The following is a 20,645-nucleotide window of genomic DNA, read 5'->3' on the forward strand; positions in this document are numbered from 1 at the left end:
ACGCACGGTCGATCCGCGTCCGGAAGTTTCGTGATCTGGTGCCTTCGGGCATGATCCCGGCAGTGATGTAATGTCATCTCACCGCAGCAGGGCCAACGTCGTCCCGAGCCTGCACTGACACCGAAGCAGTGACAAGACGACGACGGAGGGTTTCATGGCTGCTGCTGCCCTCACACCCGCCGGCCGTGCGCCCGGCACCGGACCCGCCGCGACGGGACGGCCCCCCGCCCAGGGACTGTACGACCCGGCGAACGAGCATGACGCCTGCGGCGTCGGGATGGTCGCCGACCTGCACGGCCGCACGAGCCACGACATCGTGCAGAAGGCCCTGACCGTCCTGAAGAACCTCGACCACCGCGGGGCGGTCGGCGCGGAGCCGGACGACGGCGACGGCGTCGGCATCCTCGTCCAGATCCCGGACGCGTTCTTCCGCGAGGTCTGCGACTTCCCGCTCCCCGAGCCCGGCGCGTACGCGGCCGGGATCGCGTTCCTGCCGCAGGACGGCGACGAGCGCGCCGCCGTGACCGCCCACGTCGAGACGCTCTGCGCCGAGGAGGGCCTGACGGTCCTCGGGTGGCGCGAGCTCCCGCACGACCCCGACTTCACCGGCCCGGCCGCCCGCCGCGTCATGCCGCAGTTCGCCCAGATGTTCCTGGCTCCCGCCGCCGGCGGCCCGCACGAGGGCAATACCGGCCTGGAGCTGGACCGCGTCGTGTTCTGCATGCGCGAGCGCGCCGAGCAGGACGTGAACGTCTACTTCCCGAGCCTGTCCAGCCGGACGATCGTCTACAAGGGGATGCTGACGACGCCGCAGCTGGAGCCGTTCTTCCCCGACCTGTCCGACCGGCGCTTCACCAGCGCGATCGCGCTCGTCCACTCCCGGTTCTCGACGAACACGTTCCCGGCCTGGGAGCTGGCCCACCCGTACCGGTTCATCGCGCACAACGGCGAGATCAACACGGTGAAGGGCAACCGGAACTGGATGCGGGCCCGCGAGGCGCTGCTGAAGTCCGACCTGCTGCCCGGCGACCTGTCCCGGATCTACCCGGTGATCGACATCGAGGCCAGCGACACCGCGTCGTTCGACGAGTGCCTGGAGCTGCTGCACCTCGGCGGCCGGTCGCTGCCGCACGCCGTGCTGATGATGATCCCGGAGGCGTGGGAGAACCACACGGAGATGGACGCGGAGCGCCGCGCGTTCTACGAGTTCCACTCCACGCTGATGGAGGCGTGGGACGGTCCCGCCAGCGTCAGCTTCACCGACGGCACCGTCGTCGGAGCGGTCCTGGACCGCAACGGGCTGCGCCCCGGCCGGTACTGGGTGACGCGCGACGGCCTGGTCGTGCTGGCCAGCGAGGCGGGCGTGCTCGACATCCCGGCGGCGGACGTCGTCCGGAAGGGACGGCTGCAGCCCGGCAAGATCTTCCTGGTGGACACGGCCGCCGGCCGGATCGTGGAGGACGACGAGGTCAAGGCCGAGCTGGCCGCCGAGCACCCGTACGGGCAGTGGCTGCACGAGGGCCTCGTCCGGTTCGAGGAGCTGCCGCAGCGCGAGCGGGAGATCCCGACGCACGACACGCTGGTCAAGCGGCAGCAGACGTTCGGGTACACGCTGGAAGAGCAGCGGATCATCCTGACGCCGATGGCGCGGACGGGCGCGGAGCCGATCGGCTCGATGGGCACCGACACCCCGATCGCCGTGCTGTCGGAGCGCCCGCGGCTGCTGTTCGACTACTTCAAGCAGCTGTTCGCGCAGGTCACGAACCCGCCGCTGGACGCGATCCGCGAGGAGCTGGTCACCTCGCTGCAGTCCACGCTCGGCCCGGAGGGCAACCTCCTGGAGCCGGGCCCGGACTCGTGCCGGCGGCTCGTCCTGCCCACTCCGATCCTGGACAACGACGAGCTGTCCAAGATCATCCACATCGACGACGAGGGGTCGCTGCCGCATCTGCAGGCCCACGTCGTGCAGGGCCTGTACGACGTCGCCGGCGGGGGAGCGGCCCTGGAGGCCCGCCTGGAGGAGATCAACTCCGAGGTGAGCCGGGCCATCGACGCCGGCGCCCGCATCATCGTGCTGTCGGACCGGGGCGCCGACTCCGGCCGCGCCGCGATCCCGTCGCTGCTGCTGACCGGGGCCGTCCACCACCATCTGATCAGGGAGAAGACCCGCACCCGGGTCGGCCTGGTGATCGAGACGGGCGAGGCCCGCGAGTGCCACCACATGGCGCTGCTGATCGGGTACGGCGCGTCCGCGATCAACCCGTACCTGGCGATCGAGACCGTCGAGGACCTCGTCCGCGGCGGCGGCATCGAGGACCTGGACGAGGCGAAGGCCGTCCGGAACCTGGTGAAGGCGTACGGCAAGGGCGTCCTGAAGGTCATGTCGAAGATGGGCGTGTCGACGGTCGCGTCCTACACCGGCGCGCAGATCTTCGAGGCGATCGGCCTCGGCGAGGACGTCGTGTCGCGCTGCTTCACCGGCACCACGTCCCGGCTCGGCGGCGTCGGCTTCGACGTGCTGGCCCGCGAGTCCGCCGAGCGGCACGCCCGCGCCTACCCGCCGGGCGGCAACGACCTCGCGCACCGGACGCTCGACGTCGGCGGCGAGTACCAGTGGCGCCGCGAGGGCGAGCCGCACCTGTTCAACCCGGACACGGTGTTCAAGCTGCAGCACGCCACCCGCACCCGCCGCTACGAGATCTTCAAGGAGTACACCTCCAAGGTCGACTCGCAGGCGGAGAAGCTGATGACGCTCCGCGGCCTGTTCCGGCTGAAGGAGGGTGAGCGGGAGCCCGTCCCGCTGGACGAGGTCGAGCCCGTATCGGAGATCGTGAAGCGGTTCTCCACCGGCGCGATGTCGTACGGGTCGATCTCCGCGGAGGCGCACGAGACCCTCGCGATCGCGATGAACCGGCTCGGCGGCAAGTCCAACACCGGTGAGGGCGGCGAGGACCCGGTGCGCTTCACCCCGGACGAGAACGGCGACCTGCGCCGCAGCGCGATCAAGCAGGTCGCGTCGGGCCGGTTCGGGGTCACGTCCGAGTACCTGACGAATTCCGACGACATCCAGATCAAGATGGCGCAGGGCGCCAAGCCCGGCGAGGGCGGCCAGCTGCCCGGCCACAAGGTGTACCCGTGGATCGCCAAGACCCGGCACTCCACGCCCGGCGTCGGCCTCATCTCGCCGCCGCCGCACCACGACATCTACTCCATCGAGGACCTGGCGCAGCTCATCCACGACCTGAAGAACGCCAACCCGGCGGCGCGCGTGCACGTCAAGCTCGTCGCGGAGGTCGGGGTCGGGACGGTCGCGGCCGGGGTGTCCAAGGCGCACGCCGACGTCGTGCTGATCTCCGGGCACGACGGCGGCACCGGCGCGTCCCCGCTGACGTCGCTGAAGCACGCGGGCGCGCCGTGGGAGCTGGGCCTCGCCGAGACGCAGCAGACGCTGCTGCTGAACGGGCTGCGCGACCGCATCGTCGTGCAGACCGACGGGCAGATGAAGACCGGCCGGGACGTCGTCGTCGCCGCGCTCCTCGGCGCCGAGGAGTACGGTTTCGCGACCGCGCCGCTGGTGGTGTCGGGCTGCATCATGATGCGGGTCTGCCACCTGGACACCTGCCCGGTCGGCGTCGCGACGCAGAACCCCGTCCTGCGGCGGCGGTTCGCGGGCAAGCCGGAGTTCGTCGTCAACTTCTTCGAGTTCATCGCCGAGGAGGTCCGCGAGTACCTGGCGGCGCTCGGGTTCCGGTCGCTGGACGAGGCGATCGGGCACGTCGAGATGATCGACACCCGCGAGGCCGTCGAGCACTGGAAGGCGTCCGGCCTGGACCTCGCGCCGATCCTGCACATGCCCGAGGTACCGGACGGCGCCGCGCTGCACCGCACCACCGTCCAGGACCACGGCCTGGAGAAGGCGCTGGACAACACGCTGATCCAGCTCTCCGAGGGCGCGATCGCGTTCGGCGACGCGGTGACGCTTGAGCTGCCGATCCGCAATGTCAACCGGACGGTCGGCACCATGCTCGGCCACGAGATCACCCGGAAGTGGGGCGGCGAGGGCCTCCGCGACGACACGATCGACGTCTCGTTCACCGGCTCGGCGGGCAACTCGTTCGGCGCGTTCGTGCCGCGCGGCATCACGCTGCGGCTGGTCGGCGACGCCAACGACTACGTCGGCAAGGGACTGTCGGGCGGGCGGCTGACGCTGCGTCCGCCAGCGGACGCCGGGTTCGCGGCCGAGGAGCAGATCATCGGCGGCAACGTCATCCTGTACGGCGCGACGTCCGGCGAGCTGTTCGCGCGCGGGATCGTCGGCGAGCGGTTCTGCGTCCGCAACTCCGGCGCCACCGCCGTCGTGGAGGGCGTCGGCGACCACGCCTGCGAGTACATGACCGGCGGCCGCGCCGTGATCCTCGGCCGGACGGGACGCAACCTCGCGGCCGGCATGTCCGGCGGCATCGCCTACGTCCTGGACCTGGTGCCCGAGCGCGTCAACGGCGAGATGGTCGCCCTGGAGCCGCTCGACGCCGCCGACGAGGACTCCGTCCGGACGCTGGTCGAACGGCATCTCGACGAGACCGGCTCGGCCGTCGCCCGCCGCCTCCTGGACGACTGGGACGACGCCGCCGCCCGCTTCACCAAGATCATGCCGCGTGACTACCGGCGCGTCCTGGACGCCATGGCGCAGGCCGAGGCCGAGGGACGCGACGTGGACGAGGCCGTCATGGCCGCCGCGCAGAGCTGAGAGAGGGGGACTTCCTTCAATGGCCGACCCGAAGGGTTTTCTGACCGTCCGGCGGGAGCTCCCGAAGCGCCGCCCGGTCGACGTGCGGATCCGCAGCTGGTCCGAGGTCTACGAGGACTTCGGCCGCGACCGCCTGGAGAAGCAGGCGAGCCGCTGCATGGACTGCGGCGTCCCGTTCTGCCACCAGGGCTGCCCGCTCGGCAACCTCATCCCCGAGTGGAACGACCTCGTCCACCGCAAGGACTGGCACGAGGCGATCGAGCGGCTGCACGCCACCAACAACTTCCCCGAGTTCACCGGGCGGCTGTGCCCCGCCCCGTGCGAGAGCGCCTGCGTCCTCGGCATCAACCAGGACCCGGTGACGATCAAGCGGGTCGAGGTCGAGATCATCGACCGGGCGTTCGCCGAGGGCTGGGTGCGCCCGCAGCCGCCCGCCGTGAAGACCGGTAAGACCGTCGCGGTCGTCGGCTCGGGGCCCGCGGGCCTCGCCGCCGCGCAGCAGCTCTCCCGCGCCGGGCACGACGTCACCGTCTACGAGCGCGCCGACCGGATCGGCGGCCTGCTGCGCTACGGCATCCCCGAGTTCAAGATGGAGAAGCGGCATCTGGACCGGCGCCTCGACCAGATGCGCGCCGAGGGGACCGTGTTCAAGACGTCCGTGCACGTGGGCGTCGACGTCACCGCCGACGACCTGCGCGCCCGGCACGACGCCGTCGTCCTCGCGGGCGGCGCCACCGCCTGGCGCGACCTGCCCGTCCCCGGACGCGAGCTGAACGGCGTCTACCAGGCGATGGAGTACCTGCCGCCGTCCAACCGGGTGCGGGAGGGGGACTACGACGAGTCGCCGATCTCCGCGGAGGGCAAGCACGTCGTGGTCATCGGCGGCGGCGACACCGGCGCCGACTGCGTCGGCACCGCGATCCGGCAGGGCGCCGCGTCCGTCACCCAGCTGGAGATCATGCCGCGGCCGCCGGAGTCCCGCCCGGACGCGCAGCCGTGGCCGACGTACCCGATGCTGTTCAAGATGGAGAGCGCCCACGAGGAGCTCGCCGACCTGGGCGGCGACCGCGTCTACGCCGTGTCCACCACCGAGTTCGCGGGCGACGGCGACGGCAACGTCCGGGCGCTGCGGCTGGTGGAGGTCGGCGGGCCTGACACCGGGTTCAAGCCGATCGAGGGCACCGAGCGGGAGATCCCGGCGGAGCTGGTCACGCTGGCGATGGGCTTCCTCGGGCCGGAGCGCGAGGGGCTGCTCGACCAGCTCGGCGTCGAGCTCGACCAGCGCGGCAACGTGGTCCGCGACGGCGACTACACGACGTCCGTGGACGGCGTGTTCGCCGCCGGGGACATGGGCCGCGGTCAGTCCCTGATCGTGTGGGCCATCGCCGAGGGCCGCGCCGCCGCGCGCGGCGTCGACGCCTTCCTCACCGGCCGCACGTCCCTGCCGTACCCGATCCCGCCCACGGCCCGTCCGATCGCCTGACCCATCACTTAATCCGCCGAGACGCGACGAAGGCCCTGAAGGAGTTCCCTTCAGGGCCTTCGTCGTGCCTGGGGTGCGCTCATCGGGTGGCGCGGCGGCGCAGGAGGGGAAGGAGCGCCACGGCCACGGCGATGTGGAGGACCACCAGCACGGCGCGGGTGGACGCCGTCGCCTGCTCCAGGAAGATCGGCACGAACGACAGCGCCAGGACGGCGCCGGCGAGGACGCCCCAGATCGTCCGGGCGTGGCGGGTGAACCGCTCCAGCACCGCCATCGTGCCCCAGCCCAGCAGCGCGGACACCGTGCTGAACAGGGCGACGTCGAAGGCCTTCAGGTGGTACGCCTCGTCCTTGCCGGGGTCGGTCAGCAGGAAGTCGACGCCCGCGGCGGAGGCGGCGAGGTAGAGGACCGTGCTGGCCGCGACGGCGGCGGCGACGGCCGCGGCGCGCACCCGCCGGACGCCCTGGCGGCGGGCCGGGGCGGTCGCGGGAGCGGTGGTCGCGGGGGCGGTGGTCCGGATCGTCGTGGTGGTCATCGTGTGCTCCTTCAGTGCTTTCGGGCTGGTGTCGCCAGCTTCGCATCCGACAAACAGATTTGTCAAGACAAAATTTCTTGTCGGTACGGATGTGCCAGCATCGAGGGCATGGGAACCACGACGTCCGCCCTGGACACGGACTTGCTGCGCCGCATCAGGCTGGCCAGGGACGCCATGGACCGCGACTGGGCCGAACCCCTGGACGTCGCCGCCGTCGCCGCCCGCGCCGGCTACTCGCGGTACCACTTCGTCCGGCTGTTCAACGACGTCTACGGCGAGACGCCGGGCCGCTACCTGGCCCGGCGCCGCATCGAGCGCGCCCAGGACCTGCTGCGCACCGCCAACCTGACCGTCACCGAGATCTGCATGCTGGTCGGCTTCACCAGCCTCGGCTCGTTCTGCACCCGCTTCAAGCAGGAGGCCGGGATGACGCCGACCGAGTTCCGCCGGCGCGCCCGCGCCACCGACTCGGCCGCGATCCCCGGCTGCTTCGTGCTGTTCTGGGCGGGCGGCTTCCGCAAGGACCAGGGGCGCCCCGCCGGGTGACCTGGGGAGGCAGCAACTTTCGAGAAGGCGGCCTCGCCGCCAGGCTCCTAGCGTGGACGCGCAGGTTCCGCATCGCGAAGGAGACACCGAAATGATCACCAAGCTGGGGCTGGCCACCGTCTGGGTGCTCGACCAGGACGCGGCCAAGGCGTTCTTCACCGAGAAGCTCGGGCTGGAGGTCCGCGACGACATGACGCTCGGCGAGGGCGGGATGCGCTGGGTCACCCTCGGCGCGAAGCAGCAGCCCGACCTGAGCCTCGCGCTCATGGTCCCGGGCCCGCCCACGATGGACCCCGGCTCCGCCGAGCAGATGAAGGCGCTCATCGCCAAGGGCGTCCTCGGCGCCGGGGCGTTCACCACCGACGACTGCCAGGGCGACTACGAGCGGCTGTCCGCCCAGGGCGTCGAGTTCGTCCACGCGCCGGAGAAGCGCCCCTACGGCATCGAGGCCGTCTTCCGCGACGACTCCGGCTGCTGGTACAGCCTCACCCAGCCCTTCGCCAAGCTCGACGAGTCCGCGTCCTGGGGCGACTGCGTCTCGTGAGACCGCTCGGCCACGGGGCCGGGGCGGGCGGGGCCGGGGCCGGGGGCGGGGCGCTCAGGCCGCCCCGGCCCGGCGGATCACGGGGTCAGGCGTGCGCCGAGTTCTCGCAGGACGTCCACCAGCAGCTCCACGTCCGCCCTGGTCGTCCGCCAGTTCAGGGGCGCTGGCCGGAACACCGTCATGCCCCGGTACGTGCTCGTCCCCGCGTAGACACGGCCGTCCGCGAGCAGCTCTTCGCCCAGGCGTGCGTTCAGCTCGTCCAGGCGCCTCTCCGGGACGCCGTCCGGACGGTACCGGAAGCACACGACGCACAGCTGCACCGGCGCGAGCAGCTCCAGGTCCGGCGCCGCCTCGACGAGGCCGCCCAGGTGCTGCGAGACGTCCAGATGCCGCTCCACCATCGCCCGGTAGCCGTCCCGGCCGTACGCGCGCAGCGTCGCCCAGATCGGCAGCGCCCGCGCCCGCCGCGACGACTCCGGGCCCAGCATGTTGTAGTTGATCCGCTCGCCGTCCCCGTCGCCGGCGCCGTCCGGACCCGCGTCCGGCAGGTACGACGCGCCCCACGCGCCGAACGCGCGGGTCATCATCGCCTGGTCGCGGACGAACGAGAACCCGCTCTCGTACGGCACGTTCAGCCACTTGTGGCCGTCCGCCGTCACCGAATCGGCACGTTCCACACCCCGCGCGAGATGCGCCGTCCGGGGCGAGAGGGCGGCGAACATGCCGAACGCGCCGTCCACGTGCAGCCAGGCCCCGTGCCGCTCCGCGAGGTCGGCGAGGTCTGCGATCGGGTCGGAGTCGCCCGTGTTGACGTCGCCGAGGTTCGCCACGATCACCGCGCGGCCGCCCGCCCGCGCCAGCTCCGCGTTCATGGCCGCCAGGTCGACGCGGCCCGCGTCGTCCCGCGCGAACGTGCGGAGCGTGTCCCGGCCGCAGCCGAGGATCTGCAGCGCCTTGCGGGTGCTGACGTGCACCAGCCCGCTGCTGAACACCGGCATCGCCGGCAGGCCCGCCAGGCCGCGCGACGTCACGTCCACGCCGTACCGGTCCGCCCACCAGGACCGGGCGCACGCCAGGCCCGTGACGTGCGCGAACGTCGCGCTCGGCGTCAGCACGCCGCCGAACGACGCGGGCAGCCCGAACAGCTCCTTCAGCCACCGCAGCACCACCGCCTCCGCCCGCGTGGCCAGCGGCGACAGCACCCACATGCCCGCGCCCTGGTCCAGCAGCGACGTCGTCCAGTCGCCCGCCATCGCCGCCGGCGTCGACCCGCCCACCACGAAATGGAAGAACCGCGGCCCGGACGAATGCGTCGCCGCCTCCGTCCCCACCCGCACCAGCCGCTCCACGGCCGCGACCGACCCGTCGCCCCGCTCCGGCAGCGGGCCGTCAAGCTCGTCCAGCAGCGCGTCCCGCGACCGATCGTGGACGGGACGCCCCGCCAGCCCGTCCAGATAAGGCCCCGCCGCGCCCGCCACCACGGCGAGCGGCTCACCTGCCACGTCACGTTCGTCCAGCGGATCACTCATGTCGGACAGCAGACCACAAACGACCCCCGTCCGGAAGCGGCCTCGCGCCGCCCGCACGACTGCCCTGCGGCTTTGTCACGCCCGGCTCCCGTGCGCCCACTTGTAGTCTCCGAGCAGGTCGGCTACGGTCCCGCCAAGGTTCACGACTCGGCGGCCTGAAGGCACGGAGCCCTCCCGCGCCGCCGTGGACCGCTCGCTCCCGCACCCCGCACGCGGGACATCAGGGGCCCGGCCACCCACCGCTGGGGTGGCCGGGCCCACCCAATCTCCCGGGCGTCCGTTTCCTACAAGACCGGCCGGATCCGGCCGGTCTACGGTCGAGGCATGAAGGTCCTGCACGACACCGGCCTCGACCGCGCCGCCGAGTTCATGCGCGTCAACGGCCGCCTCATCGACCGGCACCGGTTCGCCCTCCACTTCCGCGGCGGGCCCGCCGGACCCGTCCTCGCGGCCCTGCGCGCCTACGAGAACCCGGACGGCGGCTACGGCCACGCCCTCGAACCCGACCTGCGCGGCGAGGGGAGCCAGCCCGTCCCCGCCCAGCACGCCCTCGACGTCCTCCACGAGGCGGGCGCCGACGACGACCCGGCCGTCACGCGCATCGGCGACTACCTGACGTCGATCACCGCGCCCGGCGGGGGAGTGCCGTTCGTGCTGCCGGCCGTCCGCGGCACCCCGCACGCGCCCTGGTGGCAGACACCCGACGACCCGCCCGGCAACATCAACCCCACCGGGACGCTCGCCGGAATGCTGTACCGCGCCGGATCCGCCCACCCCTGGCTCGGCCCCGCCACGGAGTTCTGCTGGCGCCACCTGGAGCACGCGGACGCCGAACCCGGCCCGTACGACGCCCTCTCCATCCTCACGTTCCTCGACCACGTCCCCGACCGCGACCGCGCCGAGGCCGTGTTCACCCGCCTCCGGGACGCCCTCGCCGCACCCGTCGCCCTCGACCCGCACGCCGGGGGAGACCAGCACCTGCCGCTCGACTTCGCCCCGCACCCGGACGGCCACGGACGCCGGCTCTTCACCGCCGACGTCATCGACGCCCACCTCGACGCGCTGATCGACGCCCAGGACGACGACGGCGGCTGGGACGTCGCCTTCCCGATCTGGACGCCCATCACCCGTCCCGAATGGCGCGGCTTCATCACCGTCGAGCGCCTCAGAACGCTCCGCGCCTACGGCCGCCTCAAGCCCTGATCGGCGGCGGCCTCACAGCAGGTTCCGGACGGGCTCGCCCGCCAGGTCTCGCACCTCGTGCGCGAGGTGCGCCTGGTCGGCGTAGCCCGCCGCGAACGCCGCCGCCGCGAGCGGCTCGCCCGCCCGCGCCAGGCGCAGTGCCCGCTGGAACCGCAGCACGCGCTGCAGCGTCTTCGGCCCGTACCCGAACGCCGCCAGCGAACGCCGCCTGAGCTGCCGCTCGCTGATGCCGAGACCGTCCGCCACGTCCCGCACCGAACCGGCGGCGAGCCCGGACACCACCGCCGGGACGAGCGGATCCGCGGGCCGCAGCCGCTCCCGCACCGCCGCGACCAGCGCCGCGTGGGGGTCGCGCGCCGATGCCACGGACTCCGCCAGCCGGTCCGCCTCAGCGCCCCACAGGTCGCGCAGCGGCAGGCGGCCGTCCCGGATCGCGTCCGCCGGGACGCCCAGGACGGGCGGCGCCGTCCCCGGCGCGAACCGCACCGCCGCCACCGCGTCGCCCGGCCGCATCAGCGCGGGCATCGGCCCCGTGTCGGGCCCGGCCACGGTGATCCCCGACGCCGACCACATCAGGTCCACGCAGCCGTCGGGCACGACGCGCTGCAGGAACGGCTCCGCGTCCCGCGGCAGCGCCGACGTCCACGAGCACGCCAGCCCCGGCGCGGGGTACTCGCGATAGCCCGTCGGATTCACACCTCCTGCATACCACCCGCGCTGACGGGCAGGGCCACGGGAAACCCCATCCGAACAGGAGCACGGCCATGCCGAACAACGACCTTCAGGGCAAGACCATCGCCTTCCTCTGCGCCCCGGAGGGCACCGAGCAGGTCGAGCTGACCGAACCCTGGGCGGCCGTCGAGCGGGCCGGGGGCGCGCCCCGCCTGATCTCCACGGCGTCCGGACGCCTGCGGGCGTTCAACCACCTCGACAAGGGCGACACCTTCCCGGTCGACGCCACCGTCGACGCCGCCGAGCACGGCGCGTTCGACGGGCTCGTCCTGCCCGGCGGCGTCGCCAACCCCGACTTCCTGCGGACCCAGCCCAAGGCCGTCACGTTCACCAGGTCGTTCTTCGACGCGGGCAAGCCCGTCGCGGTCATCTGCCACGGCCCGTGGACGCTCATCGAGGCCGACGTCGTCCGCGGCCGCACCCTGACCTCGTGGCCGAGCCTCCAGACCGATCTGCGCAATGCGGGGGCGACCTGGGTGGACGAGGAGGTAAAGATCTGTGAAGCCGGACCGAACGTCCTCGTCAGCAGCCGCAAGCCCGACGACCTCAAGGCGTTCTGCCAGGCCGCCGTCGAGGCGTTCAAACGGTGAGGTCCGGCGTGGTCTAGACCTCTGACCTAGACCACTCGGTGAACCCCGGGCGACCATGTCCTGCACGAATATCCGTACCGGCAGGTAACTAAGTACGGTTGTGCGCGTGACCCGTCGAGCGAAGATCGTCAGCACCATCGGCCCCGCCTGCTCGAGCACCGAGCAGATCAACGCCCTCGTCGAGGCCGGCATCGACGTCGCGCGCCTCAACATGAGCCACGGCGACCACGCCGTCCACGAGGAGGTCTACCACCGCATCAGGGCCGCCGCCGACGCCACCGGACGCGGCGTCGGCATCCTCGCCGACCTGCAGGGCCCCAAGATCCGCATCGGACGCTTCCCCGACGGTCCCGTCCGCCTCACCCTCGGCGACGAATTCACCATTACCACCGACGACGTCCCCGGCACCCGCCGCGAGGTCTCCACCACCTACGCCGGCCTGCCCGGCGACGTCGGCGCCGGCGACAGCGTCCTCATCGACGACGGCCGCGTCGCGCTCAAGGTCACGTCCGTCGAGGGCGCCCGGGTGCACACCACCGTCACCGTCGGCGGCATGGTCTCCGACAACAAGGGCCTCAACCTGCCCGGCGTCCCGGTCAGCGTCCCCGCCCTCACCGAGAAGGACGAGCGCGACCTGCGCTGGGCCCTGCGGCTCGGCGTCGACCTCGTCGCGCTCTCCTTCGTCCGCACCCCCGCCGACGCCGACATCTGCTACCAGATCATGGAGGAGGAGGGCGTCCGCGTCCCCCTCATCGGCAAGATCGAGAAGCCGCAGGCCGTGGAGCGCCTCCCCGAGATCGTCGCCGCCTTCGACGGGATCATGGTCGCCCGCGGCGACCTCGGCGTCGAGCTGCCCCTCGAACAGGTGCCGATCGTCCAGAAGCGCGCCATCGAGCTGTGCCGCGAGAAGGCCCGCCCGGTCATCGTCGCCACCCAGATGCTCGAATCGATGATCTCCGCGCCGCGGCCCACCCGCGCCGAGACCTCCGACGTCGCCAACGCCGTCTTCGAGGGCGCTGACGCCGTCATGCTCTCCGGCGAGACCAGCGTCGGCCAGTACCCGATCGAGTCCGTCCTGACGATGAGCCGCATCGTGCAGACCGCCGAGCAGGCATCCCTGCACGCCACCCACACCCTGGAGCGCATGCCCGAGACCGTCGGCGGCGCGATCGCCCGCGCCGCCGCCGAGGTCGGCGCCATCGTCGGCGCTGAGGCGCTCGCCGCCTTCACCATGTCCGGCGAGACGGCCCGCCGCCTGTCCCGCTACCGCTCGCCGATCCCGCTGCTCGCGTTCACCTCGGTGCCCGCCGTCCGCGGCCGCCTCGCCCACGTCTGGGGCGTCGAGACCTTCGTCGTCCCCCACGTCGACCACACCGACGCCATGTTCGGCCAGGTCGAGCAGGCCCTCCTCGAACTCCGGCGCTGCCAGAAGGGCGACAAGGTCGTCGTCGTCGCCGGCTCGCCCCCCGGCACGCCCGGCTCCACGAACGCGCTCCGCGTCCACAGCATCGGCGACGCCATAGGAATCCAGCACTGACCACCCACCCCGCAACCGCGATACTCCACCCCAGCGGATCACCAACCGATCTCATTTCCACGTCGCTCTGGAAACGCGCACCCCGCTCCCGCCGAAGACGCTCAGTACTTCGCCCCCACGAATTCGTCCAGCCGCGCCACCGCCTCCCGCCGAGCGACCGAGATGTTCTTCGCATTCATCTGCGTCCAGGCGACCCCGAGCCGATCAAGCGCATCGGTGAACAGCCTCTGGATGTCCACCGACACATTCGTGAAGTTGTACCGCGGATACTCGTACCAGCGATCCCCGCTCTTGAACCGCCGCCGTATCCGATTGATGGTGCGGCAGCCGTCCGAGTGGATCAGCCCCCGGACGAACTCCTCCGTGCACTCGTCCACGATCTCCCGCTGCCACCCCGCCAGCGCGATCTTCCGCTCGTGCTTCCGCCCCGGCCCATGCTGCGGAAACCAACATGGCCAGTGCTTGGAGTAGGCGCCTACGAGGGTGCATCCGGGCCTCTGGCGGCGTCCGATGCGCGCACCGGACATGACGGCGCTCACAGCGTCGGCGGCGGCGTCGATCAAGCCAGGCCACGCGTCGGCACAGGCGATCTCCAAGCGGTAGACGCCGTTGGGCTGGCGGGCGATATGGCCATCGCCGAGGTAGATGCCAAGGAGATATGAGTAGGCTTCCCTGTCCACCTCGGCGGCGCGGCATATCGGGCAGCCTGCTGGAGCGAGCAGGTCAGGCTTCGGTTTCCGAGAGACTCCGTGTCGATCTCCGACTTCGACCTGGCCTTGCGCTGATCCCGCAGACGAGGTGGCACCGAGGTCTGCTCCTCCGGTGCCCGGAGGCCGATCAACTGACTCTTGGTGTCCCTTTGTATCCATAGCGTCATGATGACGCCTGGGTACGACAAATCCCGGCTGGGCCAGTGGCACCTTGGACCTCTGGGTGCGGACGGGCCAGGATGATGAGATGGCCGCTATGTGGGGAAATGCGACGAAGTCGCGGCCCATATGGAGCCAGCGACTTCGGTTTGTGTGCCCCGGGTGGGACTCGAACCCACACTGTACGGTGTTTGAGACCGCTCCCTCATGCCTATTGGGGTACCGGGGCATCTATTCGATCAAATCGGACATCAGGCCCGCGATATTCGATTATGGAGGTCTGAGCGACCTGGCTCAGGACAGGGTAGCGGGTTTCGGTAGGGTCGTGTGCGTGGAGAGCGCGCGGCGAGTGGTGATCGCGGAAGACGAGGCCCTGATCCGGCTGGACCTGAAGGAGATGCTTCAGGAGGACGGCTACGAGGTCGTCGGCGAGGCCGGGGACGGGGAGACGGCCGTCCGGCTGGCCGGGGAGCTGAAGCCCGACCTGGTGATCCTCGACGTCAAGATGCCGGTGCTGGACGGGATCTCGGCGGCGGAGCGGATCTCGGCGGACCGGATCGCCCCGGTGGTGATCCTGACCGCCTTCTCGCAGCGCGAGCTCGTCCAGCGGGCGACGGACGCGGGGGCGATGGCCTACCTCGTCAAGCCGTTCTCCAAGACCGACCTCGTGCCGGCGATCGAGATGGCGGTCAGCCGGTACACCGAGCTGCGGGCGCTGGAGGCGGAGGTCGCGGGCCTGCAGGAGCGGCTGGAGACCCGGAAGGTGGTCGACCGCGCCAAGGGGCTGCTGCAGGAGGCGCACGGGTGGTCCGAGGCGGAGGCGTTCCGGTGGATCCAGAAGACCTCCATGGACCGGCGGCTCACGATGCGGGCCGTCGCGGAGGCGGTCGTGGCGGGCGCGACGGACGGCGGATCGCAGGGCGGAGGCGAGTCGGCCGCGGGTTGACGCGGGTTGACTCCTTATCGCTGTCATCCCTCGCGTTGTCAAGGCCCATTGCCGGTGTTCCGGACCGGGCCCGAGTCGTCACTCAGTGTAATCGTGCCTGGCAATGCCGGGTATCGGATGAGCACGGGGGCGTAACGAACGAGTAACCCTTCTATCCGGGGGTCCTGTTCTGGGGTGGCTCCACGGTGTACGACATACCTGGTCCCCGAGTGACCGATTTCTCCATCCGAGTGTCGGCGCCGGGGTACGACTCGTACCCGATCCTCTCCCGGATCCGGATGGAAAGGTTGGGCACCTTGCGGCGCAACAAGATGAGGCTCACCGGCGCGGTGGTGGTGAGCGCGGCGCTCGCGCTCAGCGCCGTGGCCTGCGGTGGCGACGATGACGGCGGCGGCAGCGGCGGCGGCGACGAGATCACGATCGGGTTCATGGGCGACAAGACCGGGGAGAACTCGGGCCTGGTGATCCCGCCGATGCAGGGCGCGCAGCTGGCCATCGACCAGTACAACGCGACCAACCCCAAGACCAAGATCAAGTTGAAGGTCTATGACAGCCAGGGCAAGGCCGAGCAGGCCACGCCGCTGGCGCAGGGCGCGGTCAAGAGCGACAAGATCGTGGGCCTGATCGGACCGGCGTTCTCCGGCGAGTCCGAGAGCGTGGGCCCGATCCTGGAAGAGGCGAAGATCCCGAGCATCTCGCCGTCCGCGACGAGCGTCACCCTGGCCGAGAAGGGCTGGAAGTTCTGGCACCGCGTGGTCGCCGACGACGCCGTGCAGAGCGAGGGCGCCGCGAACTTCCTGGTGAACTCGGTGAAGGCGAAGAAGATCTTCACGGTGTCCGACAAGCAGGCCTACGGCGAGGGCCTCGCCGGCGCGATCGCGAAGGCGGCGGCCGCCAAGGGCGTGCAGACCCAGTCGGACGGCGTGGACGACAAGGCGACGGACTACTCCTCCACCGTCAACAAGATCAACCAGTTCAAGCCCGACGCGGTCTACTTCGGCGGCTACTACGCCGTCGCCGGGCGGCTGTTCAAGCAGCTGCGCGAGGCCGGCTACCAGGGCAAGATGATGTCGGGCGACGGCTCGCTCGCCACCGGGCTGATCGAGGGCGCGGGCGAGAAGAACGCGCAGAAGGCGCTGCTGAGCTGCGGCTGCATGATCGACGCCGAGGGCAAGACCAACGAGAAGGCCAAGAAGTTCGCCACCGACTACAAGGCGAAGTTCGGCGCCGAGGTCGCGATCTACTCGACGGAGGGCTTCGACGCGGCGACGGCGTTCATCGAGGCCGTCAAGGCCGGCAAGACCACGCCGGAGGACATCAACACCTACCTGAAGACCGTGGACATCCAGGGCGTCGGAAAGCAGATCAAGTTCGACGACAAGGGCGAGCTCGCGGCGCAGGACATCTTCATCTACGAGGTGCAGGGCAACAAGCTGCCGCTGCTCGGCAACAGCAACGAAGCAAAGGTCTCGTAGGCGTCACCACGTCTGGACAGACCTGACCGTCCCCCGTTCCGGGGGCCTCTGATGGCGCGGGAGCGGGAGCGCTACAGCGCTCCCGCTCCTTTGACGAAGGCGACCGAAGGTGCTCGACGACTTCATCAATCAATTCTGGCCGTCGACCGTCGACGGGCTGGCGCTGGGCGCGATCTACGCGCTCCTGGCGCTCGGCTACACGATGGTCTACGGCGTGCTCAGGCTGATCAATTTCGCGCATGCCGACATCTTCATGGTGGGCACGTTCGCCGCGCTGTGGACAGCACGCGGGATCGGCGCCTCCGACGTGGGCGGGATCGCGCTCATCGGCGTGGTGGTGCTGATGGCCGTCGTGGCCGGCGCGGTGGCGGGCGGCGGCGCGATGCTGCTGGAGGTGACCGCGTACCGGCCGCTGCGCAAGAAGGGCGCGTCCCGGCTGGCGGCGCTGATCTCCGCGATCGGCGCGTCGATCTTCATCCAGCAGCTGATGGGCACGGTGGTGATCCATCGGGTCTTCGGCACCTCGAAGGAGGGCGGCAAGCTCGACGTCAACGAGCACTTCAAAGAGCTGTCGAACGTGGTGGACGTCGGCCCGCTGCTGATCCGCAACGATCAGCTGATCGTCTTCATCGGCGCGGTGGGGATGATGATCGCGCTGGACCAGTTCGTGAACCGGACGAAGCTCGGCCGCGGCATCCGCTCGACGGCGCAGGACCCGGAGACCGCGGTCCTGATGGGCGTCAACATCGACCGGGTGGTGTCGGTGACGTTCCTCGTCGGCGGCATCATGGCGGGCGTCGCCGCGGCGCTGTACTTCCTGCGGTTCGAGACCACGAACTACTTCGTCGGGTTCCTGCTCGGCATCAAGGCGTTCACCGCCGCGGTGCTCGGCGGCATCGGCAACATCCGCGGCGCCCTCGCCGGCGGCTTCACCCTGGGGCTGCTGGAGATGTACGGCTCGAGCATCTTCGGGTCGGAATGGCGGGACGTCGTCGCGTTCACATTGCTGATCCTGGTCCTGATGTTCCGTCCCACCGGCATTCTCGGTGAGTCTCTCCAGCGGGCGCGCGCATGAACCTCACAAAGAACGGAAACGGAAACGGCGACCGCGCCGGGGTCCGCGACATGCTCTCCTTCGATCCGCTCCGCAACGCCTGGGCGGGTGCCCCGCCGGTGGTGCGCTGGATCGTCTACGGCCTCCTGATCATCGGCGGCGTGCTCCTGCCGAGCGAGTCGATCGGCGGGTTCATGGCGCCGAGCGGCTCCGACTGGGCGTCGATGCTGAGCACCCAGATCGCGATCTACGTGCTGCTGGCGATCGGCCTGAACGTGGTGGTCGGCATGGCCGGCCTGCTCGACCTCGGGTACGTGGCGTTCTACGCGGTCGGCGCCTACACGATGGCGATCTTCGCGACCAAGTACGACTGGAGCTTCTGGGAGTCGCTCGTCCTGGCGATCGCGTTCTCGGCGCTGGCCGGCGTGATCCTGGGCGCGCCGACGCTCCGGCTCCGCGGCGACTATCTCGCGATCGTGACGCTCGGCTTCGGTGAGATCGTCAAGCGCACGGCGAACAACAGCGACTACGTGAACGGCCCGCGCGGCGTGCAGGGCATCCCGCATCCGCCGTCGCTGTCGGAGTTCGAGATCATGGGCGTGCAGCCGCTGAAGTACGGGCTGCTGGACTCCCGGCCGTACTACTACCTGCTGCTCGTGTTCATCATCGTCGCGATCATCTTCGTGAAGCGGCTGGAGAACTCGCGGGTCGGCCGCGCGTGGGTGTCGATCCGCGAGGACGAGGACGCGGCCGAGCTGATGGGCGTGCCGACGTTCAAGTTCAAGCTGGCGGCGTTCGCGATCGGCGCCGCGATCGGCGGCAGCGGCGGCGTGGTGTTCGCGTCCCAGCAGACGTCGATCACCCCGCTGAACTTCGAGTTCCTGGTGTCGGCGCTGATCCTGGCCGGCGTGGTGCTGGGCGGCTCGGGCAACCTCCCGGGCGTCATGCTGGGCGCCGCGGTGCTGGCCTGGCTGCCCGAGCGGTTCCGGTTCCTGTCCGACTACCGGATGCTGATCTTCGGCGCCGCGCTGGTGCTGATGATGATCTTCCGTCCGGAGGGCCTGTGGCCGTCCCGGCAGCGCAAGGCCGAACTGGCCGAGGGCACCGGCGGCATGGGCAGTATGGGAGCCGAGGTGGCCGGACCGGACAAGCCCGACTCCGGCCCGATCGAGACGCTGGAGGAGGGCAAGTGAGCGGGACGAAGGACGCCGCGCCCGTCCTTGAGCTGCGGGACGTCGTGATGCGCTTCGGCGGCGTGGTCGCGCTCAACAAGGTGAACCTCTCCATCGCGGAAGGCGAGATCTTCGCGCTGATCGGCCCGAACGGGGCCGGGAAGACGACGGTGTTCAACGTGACCACCGGCGTGTACCGGCCGACCGAGGGGCGGGTGGTGTTCCGCGGGAAGCGCATCGACGGGAAGAAGCGGTACGTCGTCACGAAGCTGGGCGTGGCGCGGACGTTCCAGAACGTCCGCCTGTTCCAGAACATGACGGCGGTCGAGAACGTCCTCGTCGGCACGGACGCGCATCACCGGACCGGGTTCGTCGCCGCGGGCCTCGGCCTGCCCTGGCACCGCAAGGAGGAGCGCTCCGGCAGGGCGCGGGCCCGCGAGCTGCTGGAGCTGGTCGGCATCCCGCACCGCGGCGAGGAGGCCGCGAAGAACCTCCCGTACGGCGACCAGCGGCGGCTGGAGATCGCGCGGGCGCTCGCGACCGAGCCGAAGCTGCTGCTGCTGGACGAGCCCGCCGCGGGCATGAACCCGGCGGAGAAGGTCGCGCTCCAGGACCTCATCCGCAGGATCCGCGACACCGGCGTGACGGTGCTGCTCATCGAGCACGACATGAGCCTGGTGATGGGGATCAGCGACCGGATCGCGGTGCTGGACTTCGGCCAGAAGATCGCCGACGGCCTGCCGGCCGAGGTGCAGAACGACCCGCGGGTCATCGAGGCGTATCTGGGGGCACCGGCCGATGCTTCTTGAGATCGACGACATCCACGTCCACTACGGAAAGATCGCGGCGCTGAAGGGCATCTCGGTGTCCGTCGACCAGGGCGAGATCGTCACGCTGATCGGCGCGAACGGCGCCGGGAAGACGACGACGCTCAAGACGGTCTCGGGCCTGCGGGGCCTGTCGTCGGGCGCGGTGCGCTTCGACGGCCGCGACATCAGCCGGGTGCCCGGCCACAAGCGGGTCCTGGCCGGCATCGGGCAGGCCCCGGAGGGGCGCGGCATCTTCCCCGGCATGACGGTGGAGGAGAACCTCCTGATGGGCGCCTACGCCCGCAAGGAGGACTCGTCCAAGGAGCTGGCGGAGGTGCACGAGCTGTTCCCGCGGCTGGCCGAGCGCCGGAACCAGGCGGGCGGCACGATGTCCGGCGGCGAGCAGCAGATGCTCGCGATCGGGCGGGCGCTGATGGCCAAGCCGAAGGTGCTGCTGCTGGACGAGCCGTCCATGGGCCTCGCGCCGATGCTCGTCCAGCAGATCTTCTCGATCATCGTGGAGATCAACCGGCGCGGCACCACGGTGCTGCTGGTGGAGCAGAACGCCCAGCAGGCGCTGCAGATCGCGCACCGCGCGTACGTGCTGGAGACGGGCCGGGTCGTGAAGGCGGCGCCGGCGCGCGAACTGCTCGACGACCCGCAGGTCCGCGCGGCCTACCTGGGCGGCGCGTCGGGCGACGACCTGACCGCGGCCTCGGACGTCGCCTCGGCGGAGGCGGCCGACGAGCCGGAGGCCGGCCGCGACCCCGAGGAGGGGACGTCCCGGTAGCGGCTCTCAGGCTGCGGCACGCGCCCGCTCAGGTCCGGTTCGCCGGGGTTGGGCGGGCGCGGCGCTTCGGGGCGTCCTGAGTGT

17 protein-coding genes and 1 tRNA gene are annotated in these 20,645 nt (G+C 70.9%); 13 read left to right on the top strand and 5 right to left on the bottom strand.

Annotation, left to right across the window (positions count from 1 at the left end; all coding sequences use genetic code 11):
• Positions 1-154 precede the first annotated feature (154 nt).
• Positions 155-4,747, top strand: coding sequence for a glutamate synthase large subunit (gene gltB / locus ACH35V_RS27650; RefSeq protein WP_395976469.1), 4,593 nt, complete (start codon positions 155-157; stop codon positions 4,745-4,747).
• Between the two features lie 19 nt (positions 4,748-4,766).
• Positions 4,767-6,230: a glutamate synthase subunit beta gene (locus tag ACH35V_RS27655; RefSeq protein ID WP_395976471.1), complete on the top strand. Its 1,464-nt coding sequence runs from the start codon at positions 4,767-4,769 to the stop codon at positions 6,228-6,230.
• 79 nt (positions 6,231-6,309) lie between these two features.
• On the opposite strand, the gene ACH35V_RS27660 is transcribed toward ACH35V_RS27655, so the two are convergent.
• Entirely contained in the window at positions 6,310-6,765 is a 456-nt protein-coding gene (locus tag ACH35V_RS27660) for a DUF6069 family protein (RefSeq protein WP_395976473.1), read from the bottom strand.
• Positions 6,766-6,873: 108 nt separating this feature from the next.
• On the opposite strand from ACH35V_RS27660, the gene ACH35V_RS27665 reads away from it, so the two are divergent.
• The gene (locus tag ACH35V_RS27665; protein WP_395976475.1) at positions 6,874-7,311 is read left to right on the top strand and encodes a helix-turn-helix transcriptional regulator; all 438 of its coding nucleotides are present in this window, start codon (positions 6,874-6,876) and stop codon (positions 7,309-7,311) included.
• Between the two features lie 91 nt (positions 7,312-7,402).
• Positions 7,403-7,855 carry a VOC family protein gene (locus ACH35V_RS27670; protein ID WP_395976477.1) on the top strand — a complete coding sequence of 151 codons (453 nt, stop codon included), beginning with the start codon at positions 7,403-7,405 and terminating at the stop codon, positions 7,853-7,855.
• A 77-nt stretch (positions 7,856-7,932) separates the two neighbouring features.
• Here the strand turns inward: ACH35V_RS27670 and ACH35V_RS27675 are convergent, their stop codons facing one another.
• Positions 7,933-9,384, bottom strand: coding sequence for a pyridoxal phosphate-dependent decarboxylase family protein (locus tag ACH35V_RS27675; protein ID WP_395976479.1), 1,452 nt, complete (start codon positions 9,382-9,384; stop codon positions 7,933-7,935).
• Between the two features lie 324 nt (positions 9,385-9,708).
• On the opposite strand from ACH35V_RS27675, the gene ACH35V_RS27680 reads away from it, so the two are divergent.
• Complete coding sequence (locus tag ACH35V_RS27680) at positions 9,709-10,587, top strand: hypothetical protein (RefSeq protein WP_395976481.1); 879 nt, start codon at positions 9,709-9,711, stop codon at positions 10,585-10,587.
• Between the two features lie 12 nt (positions 10,588-10,599).
• Here the strand turns inward: ACH35V_RS27680 and ACH35V_RS27685 are convergent, their stop codons facing one another.
• Entirely contained in the window at positions 10,600-11,283 is a 684-nt protein-coding gene (locus ACH35V_RS27685; RefSeq protein ID WP_395976483.1) for a helix-turn-helix domain-containing protein, read from the bottom strand.
• 68 nt (positions 11,284-11,351) lie between these two features.
• On the opposite strand from ACH35V_RS27685, the gene ACH35V_RS27690 reads away from it, so the two are divergent.
• A complete protein-coding gene (locus ACH35V_RS27690; protein WP_395976485.1) occupies positions 11,352-11,909 on the top strand; it encodes a type 1 glutamine amidotransferase domain-containing protein in 558 nt (185 codons plus the stop codon).
• A gap of 106 nt (positions 11,910-12,015) precedes the next feature.
• Positions 12,016-13,446, top strand: coding sequence for a pyruvate kinase (pyk, locus tag ACH35V_RS27695; RefSeq protein ID WP_395976487.1), 1,431 nt, complete (start codon positions 12,016-12,018; stop codon positions 13,444-13,446).
• A gap of 101 nt (positions 13,447-13,547) precedes the next feature.
• On the opposite strand, the gene ACH35V_RS27700 is transcribed toward pyk, so the two are convergent.
• Together ACH35V_RS27700 and ACH35V_RS27705 are read right to left on the bottom strand one after the other, a co-directional pair.
• Entirely contained in the window at positions 13,548-14,126 is a 579-nt protein-coding gene (locus ACH35V_RS27700) for a helix-turn-helix domain-containing protein (RefSeq protein ID WP_395976489.1), read from the bottom strand.
• A 343-nt stretch (positions 14,127-14,469) separates the two neighbouring features.
• Positions 14,470-14,544, bottom strand: a tRNA-Leu gene (locus tag ACH35V_RS27705).
• A gap of 120 nt (positions 14,545-14,664) precedes the next feature.
• Between ACH35V_RS27705 and ACH35V_RS27710 the strand changes: the two genes are divergently transcribed.
• From ACH35V_RS27710 to ACH35V_RS27735, 6 genes are all read left to right on the top strand, one after another.
• Positions 14,665-15,261, top strand: coding sequence for an ANTAR domain-containing response regulator (locus ACH35V_RS27710; protein ID WP_395977049.1), 597 nt, complete (start codon positions 14,665-14,667; stop codon positions 15,259-15,261).
• A gap of 296 nt (positions 15,262-15,557) precedes the next feature.
• A complete protein-coding gene (locus tag ACH35V_RS27715; RefSeq protein ID WP_395976491.1) occupies positions 15,558-16,736 on the top strand; it encodes a branched-chain amino acid ABC transporter substrate-binding protein in 1,179 nt (392 codons plus the stop codon).
• Between the two features lie 109 nt (positions 16,737-16,845).
• A complete protein-coding gene (locus ACH35V_RS27720; RefSeq protein ID WP_395976493.1) occupies positions 16,846-17,811 on the top strand; it encodes a branched-chain amino acid ABC transporter permease in 966 nt (321 codons plus the stop codon).
• The gene (locus ACH35V_RS27725; RefSeq protein WP_395976495.1) at positions 17,808-18,983 is read left to right on the top strand and encodes a branched-chain amino acid ABC transporter permease; all 1,176 of its coding nucleotides are present in this window, start codon (positions 17,808-17,810) and stop codon (positions 18,981-18,983) included. The genes ACH35V_RS27720 and ACH35V_RS27725 overlap by 4 nt, the downstream gene beginning before the upstream one ends.
• Before the next feature lie 47 nt (positions 18,984-19,030).
• Entirely contained in the window at positions 19,031-19,771 is a 741-nt protein-coding gene (locus ACH35V_RS27730) for an ABC transporter ATP-binding protein (RefSeq protein ID WP_395977051.1), read from the top strand.
• Positions 19,761-20,561, top strand: coding sequence for an ABC transporter ATP-binding protein (locus ACH35V_RS27735; protein ID WP_395976497.1), 801 nt, complete (start codon positions 19,761-19,763; stop codon positions 20,559-20,561). The genes ACH35V_RS27730 and ACH35V_RS27735 overlap by 11 nt, the downstream gene beginning before the upstream one ends.
• Positions 20,562-20,645 lie beyond the last annotated feature (84 nt).

The organism is Actinomadura sp. 1N219 (assembly GCF_044326405.1).
Lineage (GTDB): Bacteria > Actinomycetota > Actinomycetes > Streptosporangiales > Streptosporangiaceae > Spirillospora.